A 15,156-nucleotide genomic window follows, 5' to 3' on the forward strand; every position below is an offset into this window, starting at 1 on the left:
GGAGTCTACCAGCTTCGTTGGCCGCTGGCTTGGGTGTGAATATGTGCGCTGACCTGTGGAGCTTTGCCCTCTCGACCTATGCCCGCCCGGGCGTCGAAGCCGCCTGCCTGAGCCTGCAGGAACAAGGGGCGGATGTGTGCCTGCTGCTTTGTGGGGCCTGGCTGGAACAACGCGGGGTGGCGCTGACGGCCGAGCGTATAGAGGCGCTCCAGCAGATCGCCAGGCCCTGGCAGGCGCAGGTGATCGAACCGTTGCGACAGGTGCGTGTGCAATGGCGAGCCATGGCGGGGAAGGATGAACGACTGGCCGCGTTACGTGAAAGGGTCAAAGCCCTGGAACTGGATGCGGAACGGCAATTGTTGATGCGCCTCGATGTTCTGGCACAGCAATGGCCATCAAACGAGGGTGCCGATCAACAGAGATGGCTGGAAGGACTGGCGGCTGAGGATGCCGCCAACCTTGACCACGACGCGCTGCAGCAGCTGCGCGTCATGGCCACCGGCACTTAGGAAGCGCTGGTTGGGGTGGTGCTTGGCGCTACCGGTGCAGGCGTGCTGCTGGCCGATGCGGTTGGAGCGGTGGTGGCTGCCGGGGTCGCTGGAGCTGCTGGCTTGGCCGGTGCTGGTTTGACGGCAGCAGGTTTAGCGGCTGGCTTGGCGGCTGGTTTCGCAGCGGGCTTTGCGGCCGGTTTGGCGGCGGCGGTTTTAGCAGCTGGCTTCGCGGCTGGTTTGGCGGCAGCGGTTTTAGCAGCTGGCTTTGCGGCCGGTTTGGCAGCGGCGGTTTTGGCAGCTGGCTTCGCAGCCGGTTTGGCGGCAGCGGTTTTAGCAGCTGGCTTCGCGACTGGTTTGGCAGCGGCGGTTTTGGCAGCCGGCTTCGCGGCTGGTTTGGCGGCGGCGGTTTTAGCAGCTGGCTTCGCGGCTGGTTTGGCGGCAGCGGTTTTAGCAACTGGCTTCGCGGCTGGTTTGGCGGCAGCAGTTTTAGCAGCGGGTTTAGCGGCTGGCTTTTTTGCCGTGCTCACCGCGGCAGCTTTTGCCGGTGTACGCGCGCCCAGCACTTTCGCTACAGCTTCTTTCACACGGCCAACGCCCTGGGCCAGTTTCAGACTTTCCTGGGCATCTTTCTTGAGTTGGGAAATATAGGCGCGGGTTTCGGCTTGGCGATCCTTGAGGGCGTCGAGCAGGTCCTCAAGTTCTTTGACAGCATCTTTGGCTTTGGCTTGTGCCTTGGCCTTGCCGGCAGTGGCGGCGTCTTGCAGTTTGGTACGGGATTTGTGCAGCTTTTCTTGCGCTTTACCGCGTTGTTTTTCCAGCTTGGCGAGCAGTTTTTCTGCATCGGCCAAGGCTTGGGAACAAGCGCTTTCCAGATGTTCGAGCAGGCTGCCCGACAGTTGTTGGAGTAAGTGCAACGGGGTATTAACAGGCTTCTGTTTGGCCGACATGGTTTACCTCCTGGCTGACGTGGGTGCGGCTCATACTAGCCCTCTGCTCTTACCGCCGCTAGCGCATGTTGACAGTATCGTTTGCCTTGCGTTGCACCGTACGAAAATTCTTATTTATATAACGAAAATACGCGGCACTTTTTATCCCTTCACACTGGCATAATCCGTCGCACTTTCGGCGGGAGAATGCCCATGTCGCGTTACCTTTTTCTTATGCTTGGCTTGGCGATTTCTGTCGCCAATGCGAACGAGCAAGCGCCCGCAAAAAACCCTGAACAGAATCAGCACGACCTCGCCTACAGCCTGGGTGCCAGCCTCGGTGAACGCCTGCGCCAGGAAGTCCCGGACCTACAGATTCAAGCTCTGATCGACGGCCTCAAGCAAGCCTATCAAGGCAAGCCGCTGGCACTGGATAACGCACGCATCGAACAGATTCTTGCCCAGCACGAAGCGCAAAATGAAGCCGACGCGCCGGTGCCTGAAAGTGAAAAAGCGTTGGCAGCCGAACAGCAGTTTTTGACCAGGGAAAAGTCATCAAAAGGGGTGCGCGAATTGGCGGATGGCATCCTGCTCACCGAGCTATCCCCTGGCTCCGGCAGTAAGCCGTCCGCCAGCGACCAGGTCCAGGTGAAATACGTAGGTCGGTTGCCCGATGGCACGGTATTCGATCAGAGCACCCAGCCCCAATGGTTTCGCCTGGACAGTGTGATCAGCGGCTGGAGCAGCGCCTTGCAGCAGATGCCGGTGGGCGCGAAATGGCGCCTGGTGATTCCTTCGGCACAGGCATATGGCGCCGACGGTGCCGGCGAGTTGATCCCGCCCTATACGCCATTGGTATTCGAGATCGAATTGCTCGGTACTCGCCATTGACCCAATAAAAAACGGTGCGCCATGCGCACCGTTTTTTACTTCGCCCTCAAGGTTCAAGCCTGAGTGGCGGGTTCTTCTTTGTGGGCGTTGTGCAGCACTTCGATCAGACAGTCTTCCAGCTCGAAACGCTCGTGGAGCAGCGCACCCAATTCTTTGAATTTTTCGGCGACACACTCACCGGCATCACACAGGTCGGTGAACGCCAACAGCTTCTCGGTGATGACATCGATACGCGGGTAGATAGTTTCGGCCAGCTTCAGGCCACGCTGATCATCGAAGGCTTGCGCCTCCTTGGTCAGTTGTTCATAGACGCCGAAATGCCCTGCCGACACATAGTCCACCAACACGCCACAGAAATCTTGTAGCGGTTCGCGATTCTTAGCCAATGCCTCGGGCTTTGCGCCGAGAGTATCAAAGGTCCGAATCAGTTCGTGACGTGCCTTCAACCATGTGTCGATCAGCTTATGCACCCCACCCCAGCGTTCCTGAGCATTCTGACAACTTTCCAACATGATGATCTCTCTTCCCTAATAGGGGCGCTGCCGCCTGATGCCCCCCCTAATGCTTAAAGATAAAACAGCTGCGGGGCATAGCCGACTCGGACAAACGGTTTCGATAATGCGTGCGGGCCAGATTATGCCCGCATGACCATGGCTTCAAGGTACGCAGGAGAGAAAGTTCATACAAGTGTTTAATCCCGCCCTACAATCTGCGCGCGGCATTCAGTACCCGACCTGGCGTACATGCCGGCTGAAAAACAAGTGTGAAAAGTGCATGACGCCCAGAGCGAACATCCCGAGGAAGAACAGCAAACTCCATTCGGGGAGGCTCAAGTCAAACAGGGTCCAGTTGATTTCAACACAATCCACCGTGCCTTTGACCGTTGATTGCAACGCCTGCCACAGCGACAGGTTTTCGATCATGTGGCTCAGGCTGGGCCAGCAATCGGCGGCCTGGCCCGGTGCGGCATTTTGCAACAGCATCTGCCGCACTGCGGTGACAGCGCCCAGTAACGCACAGGTCATGCCCGCCAGCCCGTACAGGTAGATGGCCACGCGCCCGGGGTTGTGGAGGGCCGCGACCAGATTGATCAGCGTGAAGACGGCCAGAAACCCGCGCTGCATCTGGCATAGGAAGCAGGGGCGCAACGATGCACCGAACTCTAGATAAAAGGACGCGCCCAATGTCAGCGCACCCGCCATGAACGCGAGGAAAAACAAGGAGCGTGAAGGGGCCAAAGACATGCTTTATCCGCACCGCAAAAGATAGGTCGTTACGGTAGAGGAAAGGCCTGACCGCTTTCAATACGTGCCAGAGGAGACTATTCCGTTAAAGCGTTAGGACATCCCACCAGAAGGAGGAGGACTTCTAGCAACAGAACGTAGGAGTTTGCTGCAAAGCCCTTAAAATCGCGTTTTCACGATTTATCAGGGCTGGTTCGCAGATGAATCTGAGTTCAACTCGGCTCCTTTCCTACATCAAGCCCGGGAAGGGACTGGCAGCGCAGATGCAAGCAAGCGGTTATCCAACAGCCCCAGGCCTTCCTGGAACAGCTGGTTGCTACGTTCGGTGTCGCCCAACTGGGCCAACAAGCGCGCCAGCTCGGCACACGCCTCCGGATTGCGCTGCACGTGCAGGCTGTTTTCCAGATAGTCCCGCGCCTTGCCCCACAAGCTGTTTTGTAGGCACAAGCGGCCCAACGTCAGCAGCAGGCTGGCGTCGGCTGGGTGATCCTTGAGCCAACTTTCGGCGAACTTCAATTGGCGGGCCGGATCGCTGCCACGCAAAAGCCCATAGAGCCGGATCAGGTGGCTGTCATAACCGCGCTTGATCGCACCGCGCAACACCTCCTCCGCCGTGGCGTCGGCGCCCAATTGGCGCAGCTGTTCGGCATAGGCCAGGATCAATTGCGGCTCCTGGCGCTGGGCGGCGGTGAGTTGCTGCCAGGCTCGCTCAAGAGATTGCAAACCCGCTTCGCCTTGCTCTTCGCGTTGGGCCGCCAGGGTCAGGTTTTCACCCCAGGCGCGACGCTCCAGCTCAGCCAGTTCAGTGGCAGGCAACACCTTGTCCTTGCGCAACTGGGGCAGCAGGCGGATTACCGATGACCAGTCGCCCCGCTGTTGGTGCAGACGCTGCAATTGACGCAACACTTGAGCGTTATGGGGATGCCGCTCGTGCATCGCCTGCAAGGTGGTGAGTGCGCCGTCCGTATCGCCACGGTCCAATTGCAGCTGCGCATGGCTCAACGCAACCGCCAATTCAGCCTGGGGCTGGCGCTCCAGGGCACGCTCAAGCAAACCGTCCGACTCCTCATAACGACCCTGCTCATTCGCCGCCCGTGCCGCACCGAGGTAGTACAGCAATGGCTGGCGCTCGGCCTCGGCGGCCCGGTGCAGGTGCCGTTCGGCGGCGGCCCAGCGGCCTTCGGCGAGGTCCATCTGACCTTGTTCGATGGCGATCTGTACGCGGCGGCTGCGGTTACGCCGCGACCACGGGTTGACCACGCCACCCGAGGTGCCCAGCAGGCTCAGCAATACGCGAATGAGGTAGATCGCCAGGCCGATGACAAACACCGCCACCAAGGTCGCCCACAGGCTCGACTCGTAATGCAGCACATGCGGATAAGTAATCAGCACGTAGCCGGTGTGTTTTGAAACGCCCACCGCCAGGGCCAGGGCGATCACAATCGCCAGCACCAGGATCACATAGAAACGCTTCATCGGCTCTACTCCTGCTTCGCCGACGTGGCCGCCGGCTTGCCGGCCGCCGCCTTGGCTTCGTCCGCAGACAAATGACGACGTTCAAGATAGGCCTGCACCGCGGCCAGGCTGGCGGCCAGGTCCGGCGTCACTACCGAGACAGCCTTGGGCTCAAGCTCGGCAATACGCGCCAGCATCGCCTTGCTCTGCGGGTTGTCTTGGTTGAAGTTGTCCTGCAACACGCTGCGTGCCTCGCCCAGCGAGCGGCTATACACCGCCGCCTCACCATTGAGCGCTGCCCACTGCGCCTGCTCCAAGGCCAGGCTCAAGGCCAGGCGCACCTGGTTCAAGCCTTGACCGGCCAGCAGCGGACGGATGTTGTCGTCAGGGTTGAAGTCGATGCGGAAGTAGCGCGAAATCTGCTCCCACCACCGGCCCCACCGGTTATCTGTGTCGGTGCTCGGGCGTCCCTCGGAGGCAGGCTCGGTGAGTTGGTATTCAGGCGCGATGGCCGCCAGCTGCACCACTTGGTCACGCAGGGCGGCCAATTGCAGATAAAGCCCGGTGCGGTCAGGCTGCTCGGTGCTGCGCAGCGCGGCCAGGCTCTTGGCCAATTGTTCGCGCGCCGCATAGGCGCCAGGATCGCTCTGCTCCCGCAAAATTTCATCGGCGCCCTGAACCAGTGCCTGGGCGCTGTTGATATCTTGCAGGGCGGACAAGCGCAAACTCGCCAGGCGGATCAGATGCTCGGCTTCGGCCAGGCGCCAATCCTTGCGGCTGGCACCCAGCACGGTTTCCAGTCGCTGGCTGAGGCGCTGCTGGTCACCCTGCAGTTGGGCCACCAGGCGGCGACGTTCTTCCAGCTCATCGGCGGGCGGCAATTGAGCCAGGCGCGCGGCCAGTTGCTGCTGGCCCTGCTTGAGGGATTGGGACTGGTCATCCAGGGTCTGCACCTGGCCCAGCTGTTGCTGGCTGCTGGCTTGCAGGGCACGGACCTGCCAGATCCCCCAACCGCCGGCGGCAACGCCGGCGACACCCAGCAACAGGGCAACCATTGCCAGGCCATTGCCACGGCGCGGCGCGGGGACCGGTGACTCAACCGGCGCATCAAGTGCGGGTTGGGCTTCATCTTTAGGCAAGGCTGTTTCGCTCACGTATCCGTCCTTTGCGTATCAGAGAGTGGGAGCGGCCGGCCTCAGGGGGCAGTGCTGCGCAACGCCACTAACAAAGCCGCGGCACTCGCACCGCGACAATCCACAACTTTTTCTGCGCCAGCAGCCCGTGCCATCTCGGCGACGCGCGGGCTGGGCACGAACAACGGCAACTGCGCCACCGCTGGCCAATCGGCGCCTGCCAGGGCGTGCAGGTGCGAAAAACCCTGCCCACTGCTGACCACCAGGCCGTTCAAGCGTTCCAACTGGATGCGTCGCATCAATACACGGTCGTCATAGGCCGGAAGGAAACGGCGGTACAACTCCAGATAGTCGACACTAGCACCTCTCTCGCCCAAACGCTGCGCCAGCAGCTCTCGACCGCCCTCGCCACGCAGGATCAACACCCGCGCATCAGGCCGTGCGATAGCCTCGCGCAACGCAGGCAATTGAAGCAAGGCCTCGCTGTCATCGCCAGTAGGGGGATACTTAACATCCAGGCCTTTGTCGGCCAGTACTTGCGCGGTGGCAGCGCCGACGCTGAACCATTGCAGTGACGGCCATGCTTGATCCAACCGTTGCACGGCCAGGCGCGCGGCGGGCTTGCTGACAACAATCACCGCGCAGTAGCGACCCAGGTCATGGAAGACTGCCTGCTGTTGAGCGGTAACGGGTAACGGCTCGATCTCCAACAAGGGCAAGCTGCTGCTGAAGATTCCAGCTTCGGACAACGACGACGCCAGGGCCTTCGACTCCTCGGCCGGGCGCGTCAGCAGCACTCGCCAACCGCTCACTGTGGACCGGCCTCACCGTAGACTTTTTGCAGAATGGTGCCGGCGCCTTTTTCCAGCAGCGCTTCGGCCACCTGAATACCCAAGGCCGTCGCATCGCACTGTGGCCCACGTACCTCGGCGGTCAACAGCGTGCCGCCGTCCGGATCACCCACCAGGCCACGCAACCACAGGTTTTCACCTTCGAGCACGGCGTAGCAGGCGATCGGCACCTGGCAGCCACCGTTCAGGTGTTTGTTCAGGGCGCGCTCGGCCGTGACGCGCACGTCGGTGTCGGGGTGATCAAGCGGTTTGAGCAGCGCATGTATTTGAGTATCGGCGGTGCGGCATTCAATGCCCACGGCACCCTGCCCACCCGCCGGCAAACTGTCTTCAACGCTGATGGCCGAGGTGATGCGGTCTTCGAAGCCCAGACGGATCAAGCCGGCGGCGGCGAGGATGATCGCGTCGTACTCGCCGGCATCCAGCTTGGCCAGACGGGTGTTGACGTTGCCGCGCAGAAAGCGAATCTGCAGGTCCGGGCGACGGGTCAGCAACTGAGCCTGGCGACGCAGGCTGGAGGTGCCGACGATACTGCCCAAAGGCAATTCATCCAGGGATTGGTAAGTGTTGGAAACAAAGGCATCACGCGGGTCTTCGCGCTCGCAGATGCAAAACAAACCCAGGCCTTGCGGGAAGTCCATGGGCACGTCTTTCATCGAGTGCACGGCGATATCGGCTTCGTTTTCCAGCAGCGCGGTTTCCAGTTCCTTGACGAACAGGCCCTTACCGCCGATTTTCGAGAGCGGCGAGTCGAGCAGCTTGTCGCCGCGACTGACCATGGGCACCAGAGACACTTTGAGGCCCGGGTGAGCCTGCTCGAGGCGTGCTTTGACGTATTCGGCCTGCCATAAGGCCAGCGCACTTTTACGGGTGGCGATGCGGATTTCGCGAGAGGACATAGATCAATCCGTACTGAATAGATACGGCAGATAATAACAGCTCAGGCAAATACGCCTTGATTTGAATCAGCAAGTGCGGGGCCTCCCTGGCCACGTCGCACCGGGATAAGGAATGCACCCATCGCCACAGCCCTCAGGCTAAAGCTGCTGCATCATTTTGCGCACGCCGGCGACATGCCGTCGGCTGACGATCAAGGCGTCACCATTCAAGCCTTTGAGAAACAGCTGAAAGTGCCCAAGCGGGGTGCGTTGCAGGCGTTCGATGCGCTCGCGAGCCACCAGCGCGTTGCGGTGGATACGTACGAAGCGATCGCCGAACTCATCCTCAAGCGCCTTGAGTGGCTCATCGAGCAGCACTTCGCCAGCCTCATGGCGCAGGGTCACGTATTTGTGATCGGCAATGAAGTAGACCACCTGGTTAAGGGGGATCAGTTCGATACCTTTGCGTGTACGTGCGCTGATATGGCTGCGCGGCCCGTTCCCGCTTTGGGCGGCGGGCTGCGTCAGGGCAGCGAGTTGGGCGCGATTGGGACGCTCGGCTCTTTTCAACGCCCTGAGCAAGGCCTCGGTTGTCACTGGCTTGCTCACAAAACTCACGCCGCTGGCTTCAAGCGACTGTTCGGCAAACTCTTCGTGAGCGGCGCACAGCACCAGCGCCGGGGACGATTCGCGCTCACTCAGGCGAGCAGCGACTTGCAGGCCATCGAGGCCAGGCATGCGGATATCGAGTAACACCACATCCGGCTTCAGGCTGTCGATCAACGTCAACGCCTCCTCACCGGTGGTGGCGCTCGGTTCAAGGACTGTATAACCCTCGAGTTCACTGACCAAACGGCTCAGTCGCTCGCGGGCTTGCGGTTCGTCATCAACGATCAGGACATTCATATTGCGCTGGATTCCTGCGTGAGTCTCGCACAAGGATAGCGTAGACAGGTGCGGTGACTTGCGTCACAGCGATCCACGCTAAGACTAGCGCGAGCGGCAAAAAGTGCCCCGACAGCGGCACCCAAATTTACCCGGACCGGTTCAAGGGCGCCCATGGCCTGCCGCCGTCGGGCATCGTCGTAGGGTTTGCTGATACACAATCCGAATACCCCCCTGTTAAATGGATAGTCAGGTTCTGACCGCATTACCCGACTTTGGTGCATTCACACACTATCAGTCCACTGTAGACGCTCACTGCGACGACATTGCTCAATCGTCAAATATCGTTTCAATTCGTCCCTGTCTCCAGTCTCGTCCTGGACGCGTTCGACGGCAAGGCACTTAGCCATCCTTTGCACAAATAAAAATGCCGACCACCCGCAGCACCGCCTCCACGGGCAACCCTGTTATTATCGCCGGCACACTTCCATGCCTCTCTATTAAGCAGACCACGAGCGAACCCATGAGCACCGACAAGACCAACCAGTCCTGGGGCGGCCGCTTCAGTGAACCCGTCGACGCCTTCGTCGCCCGTTTCACCGCCTCCGTCACCTTCGACCAGCGCCTGTACCGCCACGACATCATGGGCTCCATCGCCCACGCCACGATGCTGGCCAAGGTCGGCGTACTGACCGATGCCGAGCGCGACAGCATCATCGACGGCCTGACCACCATCCGCGGTGAGATCGAAGCCGGTACGTTCGACTGGCGCGTCGACCTGGAAGACGTGCACATGAACATCGAGGCCCGCCTCACCGATCGCATCGGTGTGACCGGCAAGAAACTGCACACCGGTCGTAGCCGTAACGACCAGGTGGCCACCGATATCCGCCTGTGGCTGCGCGATGAAATCGACCTGATCCTGGCTGAAATCACCCGCCTGCAACAAGGCCTGCTGGCGCAGGCCGAACGTGAGTCCGGCACTATCATGCCCGGCTTCACCCACCTGCAGACCGCGCAACCGGTAACCTTTGGCCACCACCTGCTGGCCTGGTTCGAAATGCTCAGCCGCGACTACGAGCGCCTGGTGGACTGCCGCAAGCGCGCCAACCGCATGCCCCTCGGCAGTGCCGCGCTGGCCGGCACCACCTACCCGATCGACCGCGAATACACCGCGCAATTGCTGGGCTTCGACGCCGTCGGCGGCAACTCCCTGGATGGCGTGTCGGACCGTGACTTCGCCATCGAATTCTGCGCCGCCGCCAGCATCGCGATGATGCACCTGTCGCGCTTCTCCGAAGAGCTGGTGTTGTGGACCAGCGCGCAATTCCAGTTCATCGACCTGCCGGACCGCTTCTGCACCGGCAGCTCGATCATGCCGCAAAAGAAAAACCCCGACGTGCCGGAACTGGTGCGTGGCAAGAGCGGCCGTGTCTTCGGCGCACTGATGGGCCTGCTGACCCTGATGAAAGGCCAGCCCCTGGCCTACAACAAGGACAACCAGGAAGACAAGGAGCCGCTGTTCGACGCCGCCGATACCCTGCGCGACTCACTGCGTGCCTTTGCCGATATGATCCCGGCGATCAAGCCCAAGCACGCCATCATGCGTGAAGCGGCATTGCGCGGTTTCTCCACCGCAACTGACCTGGCGGACTATCTGGTGCGTCGCGGCCTGCCGTTCCGTGACTGCCATGAAATCGTCGGTCATGCCGTGAAATACGGCGTGGACACCGGCAAGGACCTGGCGGAAATGAGCCTGGAAGAACTGCGCCAGTTCAGTGACCAGATCGAGCAGGATGTGTTTGCCGTACTGACCCTTGAAGGCTCGGTGAATGCCCGTAACCATGTGGGCGGCACGGCGCCGGCTCAGGTGAAGGCAGCGGTGGTGCGCGGCCAGGCGTTGCTCGCCAGCCGCTAAACCAAACAATGTGGGAGGGGGCTTGCTCCCTCCCACATTTAGTTCGTCTTACGACGCTCCTCATTTACTTTTTGGCCGCAATCATCGCCATGAACGCCGGCATCGCCGCCTGCCTGCCCGCCTCCACCTTCTGCGCGTTGGGCATTTCATTCAGGCGCGCAAGCAACCCCTTCGCCTTCGGCAACTCAGCCAGCAAATCCATCCCGAACAGCTTCTCGCCCACGCCTAAGGCGAGGTTCATGCTGTACATGAAATACAGGTCCGCAATCGTAAAGCTCTCCCCGGCCACAAAAGGCCCGAACTTGCCGTGCCGACCTAAAGCACCGACGCCCAGCAGCAATTCAGCCTTGGACTTCTCCTTGATCGCCTCTGGCACCTGCATGCCGAAAAACGCTTCGGCAAAACACGCCCGTGCAGGCAACTCAATGTACAGCTCGATTTCCCGGCACAACGCCAGCACCTGGGCTCGCTGGAACGGGTCAGCCGGCAGCAGCGCGGGCCCTTGCTGGGTCTGCTCGATGTACTCGAGGATCACGCTGGTTTCGTTGATAAACCCTTGCTCCACACCCAGCACCGGCACCTTGCCGCGCGGGCTGATTGCCAGGGCTTCGGGGGTTTGCCCGGCATAAAAAGGCACTTCTTCGAAGGGCAGCCCTTTTTCCAACAGCGCCAGTTTCACCATGTTGTAGTAGTTGCTGACCGAAAATCCGTAAAGCTTGAGCATCGCAAAGCCTCCAGGCCGTGTGCGGGGTTGGCTGCAAGAGTTATAGATCCAAGCCGCCGACCTGACCAGCAGCATCACCTGGCTGAATGGGGGTAGACTGGCGCCCTTTCCTTGAGGAGCCTGCCATGAGCGAGCCGACCGATATCGACAACGACGAAGAAGAATTCACCGAAACCACGCTGATCGAAGCGATCGAAAACCAGATCGAAAGCGACAACCCGCCGGCGGCCAAGGCCACTTTCAACAAATTGACCCTGGTGGGTTATGACCGTGAAGAAATCCTGAATCTCATGGCTCACGTGCTGGCGTTCGAAATCGACGCCATGCTGGACGACGACCGCGCCTTCAATACCGAATGGTATGAAACAGCGCTGCGGGCACTGCCTGAGCTGCCGCCTGAAAAGGAATAATCCCGGCACGCAGCAACACGCTGGACAGTTCGGCAAAGTGCGTTCACCTTATGGCCTGCTAGCCTCTAATAAATTTTAGAAAGTCTGGAGTCCTTATGTCGTATACCCCTGAGTTGGTTGCCGAACTGGAAATCCTTGTACTCTTTCCCTTGGACAGCACCAAGGAAGGTCTGAAAGTCCACCAGACCGCTGCTCCCACTGCCATCGCCGCTGCCAAGCGCCTCCATGCCAAAGGACTGATCGATCAACCGGACGGAGGCTACCTGACCAGCCTTGGCCGGGACGCCGCCGAGCAGGCCCAAACTCTGCTGACGATTCTGACCACTGCCAGCACCAAAGAAGCCGCCTGATACTCATCCCGCCCATGGAGTCCGCCTCCTGCGGATTCCGAGGGCTTTGCCGGGATGAAAATTGACGCCAAAAACCATTTCCCTCTAAACCTCCTACGCTACTGTCTGTAAACTCCTACACGGCCGCCCACGTCGGGCCTGCGAGCCACCGAGTTCGACATGACCCGCACCCATGAAATCCGCCCCGACCTGGACGAAGGCATCGACCGCAAGGTGCTGGGCCAATTGCGTGCGCGCTTCATGGCCCTCAATGAAGGCCGCATGGCGAGGGCCGTCGAGGGGCTGACGCCGCGTCAGCAAAGCGTGTTGACCCTGCTGCCGCTGTTTTTCCACGTCAATCACCCGCTGCTGCCCGGTTATGTGTCAGGCAGCACGCCAGCCGGCCTGTCCAATTTCGAACCCGACGCCCAGGCCCTTACCGAAGCTCAGCGCCTGACCCGTTCGTTCTCTTACAAGCCGCGCCCGGTCAATCAGCCCAGGCCGATCCATGGCCTGTTCCTGATGGGCAGCCTTGGTACGTTGGCGCAGGCGGACCAGAGCGATATGGACGTGTGGGTGTGCCATGCCCCCGGTCTGGGTGAGAGCGAACTGGCCGAACTGCGCAAGAAATGCCAACTGCTCGAAACCTGGGCCCTGGGCATGGGCGCCGAGGCGCACTTCTTCCTGATCGAGCCGACGCGCTTTGTGCTGGGCGAGCGCGATACCCAACTGAGCTCCGATGACTGTGGCACCACCCAGCATTACCTGTTGCTGGATGAGTTCTACCGCACCGCCATCTGGCTGGCCGGGCGCACGCCGATCTGGTGGTTGGTGCCTGTGTACGAAGAACGCCGGTACTCCGAATTTACCCACACGCTGATCTCCAAGCGGTTTATCCGCGCTGATGAAACCCTCGACCTCGGCCACCTGGCGCGCATCCCTCCGGGCGAATTCATCGGCGCTGGGCTGTGGCAACTGTTCAAGGGCATCGAGTCGCCCTACAAGTCGGTGCTCAAGCTGCTGTTGACCGAGGTCTACGCCAGCGAACACCCGAACGTGCAGTGCCTGAGCCTGCGTTTCAAGCGGGCGGTATTCGCCAATCAGGTGGATCTGGATGAGCTGGACCCGTACATCGTGGTGTACCGCCGCATTGAGGAATACCTCAAGGCGCGCAACGAGCCCGAGCGCCTGGAGCTGGTGCGGCGCGCGCTGTATCTGAAGGTCAACCGCAAACTCAGCGCCGGTCAGCGCACCCCCAGTTGGCAGCGTTTGCTGCTGGAGCGACTGGCCCACGAATGGGGCTGGGACCAGCGCCAACTGGCCCTGCTGGACAGCCGCAGCCAGTGGAAAGTACGCCAGGTCGCCTCTGAACGCCGCGCCCTGGTCGCTGAACTGAACTACAGCTACCGCTTCCTGACCCAGTTCGCTCGCACCGAGCAAACCGTCAGCCTGATCAACAAGCGCGACCTCAATGTACTTGGGCGACGCCTGTATGCGGCCTTCGAGCGCAAGGCGGGCAAAGTCGAATTCATCAACCCCGGTATAGCCCCGGATTTGGCCGAAGACACCCTGACCCTGGTGCATTCGCCCAATCGCAAGGAGCCCGGCCAACACCACTGGGGCCTCTACAACGGCAACCTCACCGCGTTGGAATGGGAGCACTTTGCACCGATCAAGCGCAGCCGCGACCTGCTGGAGATGCTCACTTGGTGCCATCGTAATGGCGTGATCGACAGCAGCACGCGCCTGGCGCTGCATCCCGGCACCAGCGACATGACCGAGTTCGAGCTGTTCAACCTGCTGGGCAGCCTGCAACAGACTGTCGCCCTGCCCCTGAGCAGCGTCGATGAAGTCCGCCTGCTGCGCTCGGCGGTGCCCGAGGAAGTGTTGTTGCTGATCAACGTCGGCGTCGACCCGCTCAAGCATCACCGTGACCTGAACATTCTGATGACCACCGAGCGCACCGACTCCCTCAGTTACGCCGGAGTGCGCGACAACCTGGTGCTGACCCTGGACCAGGTCACGCTCAACAGCTGGAACGAGGTCATGGTCAGCCGCTACGACGGCCCGCACGCCTTGCTAGACTGCCTGCGTGATTACCTCAACCAATTGCCGCCGGACCACCTGCCACGGTTGCGGGTGCGCTGCTTCTGTCACAACCGCGCGCAGTTCATTGCCCAACGCGTGGAAGAAATCTTCGAGACCGCGCAGCACCTGCTGCTGGGCCAGTCCAACCACCGCTATTTGCTGCAGGTGCAGCAGCATTATCACGTGATGGAATTGATACCGGGCCAAGCCACCCACGTGTCACTGGCGACCCGGGACGCATTGATCGCCTACCTCAGCGAAGAGCTGGCCAGCTACAGCCCGCTGCACTTGGACGCCATGGCCCTGGAAGACCATGACCTGGCACTCTTGCTGCCCATGGGCATGCCCGACTGCGTGCAAGTGTTTTACCGGGTCAATGAAGGTTTTGCCGAGCTGTATGTACTGGATGAATTCAACGCGCTCTGGCAGCAGCGCCTGCCGTTTCATGATGAGCAGAGCCTGTTGGCACCGCTGCAGCGCTTCCTTCAGTCGATCATTTACCGTCGCGACGCGCTTTCCACGCTGGACCCGCAACAGCCGACGGGTGCGGTGCAAACCCTGTATTACCAACTGTTGCCGTCTGGCGGCAATCGCGCACGCAGCATCGAACCTCGGCCGGCGCCGCAAAACCCGGCGAATAAACCGTTTTACGACGTGCAGGCGATTATCGGCAAGGCCTCGCCTGGCCAGGTAGGCATCACCTTGTACTGTAATCAGCGGGAGTTTTGTGAGTTGGAATTCGGCGACCAGCTATTTGCCGTGGTCGCCCAAGAGATCATCGGGCAGCGCCGGGAGACCGAGCGCTACCGCTGCTATATCACCGACCTCGACCTGTCGGGCCTGCTCGGTGACGTGCAAAGCCCGAGCAACCTGTACCTGCGCTATAAAGCCGAGTTGGAACTGTCGCTCAACGAGGCGTTAAGCCAGATCTAG

The 15,156-nt window shown here is 60.7% G+C and carries 15 protein-coding genes; 6 read left to right on the plus strand and 9 right to left on the minus strand.

The genetic code is table 11. The features are described 5' to 3' along the window. Positions 1-41: 41 nt before the first annotated feature. A complete protein-coding gene (locus KSS96_RS27710; protein WP_068935502.1) occupies positions 42-509 on the plus strand; it encodes a TIGR02444 family protein in 468 nt (155 codons plus the stop codon). Here the strand turns inward: KSS96_RS27710 and KSS96_RS27715 are convergent. Next, on the minus strand, positions 506-1,438 hold the full coding sequence (locus tag KSS96_RS27715) for an AlgP family protein (protein ID WP_217855548.1): 933 nt from the start codon (positions 1,436-1,438) through the stop codon (positions 506-508). The genes KSS96_RS27710 and KSS96_RS27715 overlap by 4 nt on opposite strands. Before the next feature lie 192 nt (positions 1,439-1,630). On the opposite strand from KSS96_RS27715, the gene KSS96_RS27720 reads away from it, so the two are divergent. Beyond that, positions 1,631-2,308, plus strand: coding sequence for an FKBP-type peptidyl-prolyl cis-trans isomerase (locus KSS96_RS27720; protein ID WP_017526864.1), 678 nt, complete (start codon positions 1,631-1,633; stop codon positions 2,306-2,308). Between the two features lie 53 nt (positions 2,309-2,361). On the opposite strand, the gene rsd is transcribed toward KSS96_RS27720, so the two are convergent. The 7 genes from rsd to KSS96_RS27755 form a co-directional block, all read right to left on the minus strand. After that, positions 2,362-2,820: a sigma D regulator gene (gene rsd / locus KSS96_RS27725; RefSeq protein ID WP_135196218.1), complete on the minus strand. Its 459-nt coding sequence runs from the start codon at positions 2,818-2,820 to the stop codon at positions 2,362-2,364. Positions 2,821-3,030: 210 nt separating this feature from the next. Next, entirely contained in the window at positions 3,031-3,552 is a 522-nt protein-coding gene (locus KSS96_RS27730) for a disulfide bond formation protein B (RefSeq protein WP_068935496.1), read from the minus strand. A gap of 234 nt (positions 3,553-3,786) precedes the next feature. After that, positions 3,787-5,028 carry a heme biosynthesis protein HemY gene (locus KSS96_RS27735; RefSeq protein ID WP_017526861.1) on the minus strand — a complete coding sequence of 414 codons (1,242 nt, stop codon included), beginning with the start codon at positions 5,026-5,028 and terminating at the stop codon, positions 3,787-3,789. Between the two features lie 5 nt (positions 5,029-5,033). Beyond that, positions 5,034-6,161, minus strand: coding sequence for a uroporphyrinogen-III C-methyltransferase (locus KSS96_RS27740; protein WP_065879271.1), 1,128 nt, complete (start codon positions 6,159-6,161; stop codon positions 5,034-5,036). Between the two features lie 41 nt (positions 6,162-6,202). Beyond that, entirely contained in the window at positions 6,203-6,952 is a 750-nt protein-coding gene (locus tag KSS96_RS27745; RefSeq protein ID WP_217855550.1) for a uroporphyrinogen-III synthase, read from the minus strand. Continuing rightward, positions 6,949-7,890 (minus strand): hydroxymethylbilane synthase, encoded by a 942-nt coding sequence (gene hemC / locus KSS96_RS27750; protein ID WP_017526858.1) that lies wholly within the window; start codon positions 7,888-7,890, stop codon positions 6,949-6,951. The genes KSS96_RS27745 and hemC overlap by 4 nt, the downstream gene beginning before the upstream one ends. Positions 7,891-8,028: 138 nt before the next feature. After that, positions 8,029-8,775, minus strand: a complete 747-nt coding sequence (locus KSS96_RS27755) for a LytR/AlgR family response regulator transcription factor (RefSeq protein WP_217855552.1) — start codon at positions 8,773-8,775, stop codon at positions 8,029-8,031. Positions 8,776-9,277: 502 nt separating this feature from the next. On the opposite strand from KSS96_RS27755, the gene argH reads away from it, so the two are divergent. Then, positions 9,278-10,672: an argininosuccinate lyase gene (gene argH / locus KSS96_RS27760; protein ID WP_017526856.1), complete on the plus strand. Its 1,395-nt coding sequence runs from the start codon at positions 9,278-9,280 to the stop codon at positions 10,670-10,672. A gap of 64 nt (positions 10,673-10,736) precedes the next feature. On the opposite strand, the gene KSS96_RS27765 is transcribed toward argH, so the two are convergent. After that, positions 10,737-11,396 (minus strand): glutathione S-transferase family protein, encoded by a 660-nt coding sequence (locus tag KSS96_RS27765; RefSeq protein WP_017526855.1) that lies wholly within the window; start codon positions 11,394-11,396, stop codon positions 10,737-10,739. A 125-nt stretch (positions 11,397-11,521) separates the two neighbouring features. On the opposite strand from KSS96_RS27765, the gene KSS96_RS27770 reads away from it, so the two are divergent. From KSS96_RS27770 to KSS96_RS27780, 3 genes are all read left to right on the plus strand, one after another. Next, the gene (locus KSS96_RS27770; RefSeq protein WP_017526854.1) at positions 11,522-11,806 is read left to right on the plus strand and encodes a hypothetical protein; all 285 of its coding nucleotides are present in this window, start codon (positions 11,522-11,524) and stop codon (positions 11,804-11,806) included. A 95-nt stretch (positions 11,807-11,901) separates the two neighbouring features. Further along, entirely contained in the window at positions 11,902-12,156 is a 255-nt protein-coding gene (locus tag KSS96_RS27775; protein WP_003195403.1) for a TIGR02647 family protein, read from the plus strand. Positions 12,157-12,315: 159 nt separating this feature from the next. Further along, on the plus strand, positions 12,316-15,156 hold the full coding sequence (locus KSS96_RS27780; RefSeq protein WP_065879269.1) for a class I adenylate cyclase: 2,841 nt from the start codon (positions 12,316-12,318) through the stop codon (positions 15,154-15,156).

This window comes from Pseudomonas asgharzadehiana, assembly GCF_019139815.1.
GTDB lineage: Bacteria > Pseudomonadota > Gammaproteobacteria > Pseudomonadales > Pseudomonadaceae > Aquipseudomonas > Aquipseudomonas asgharzadehiana.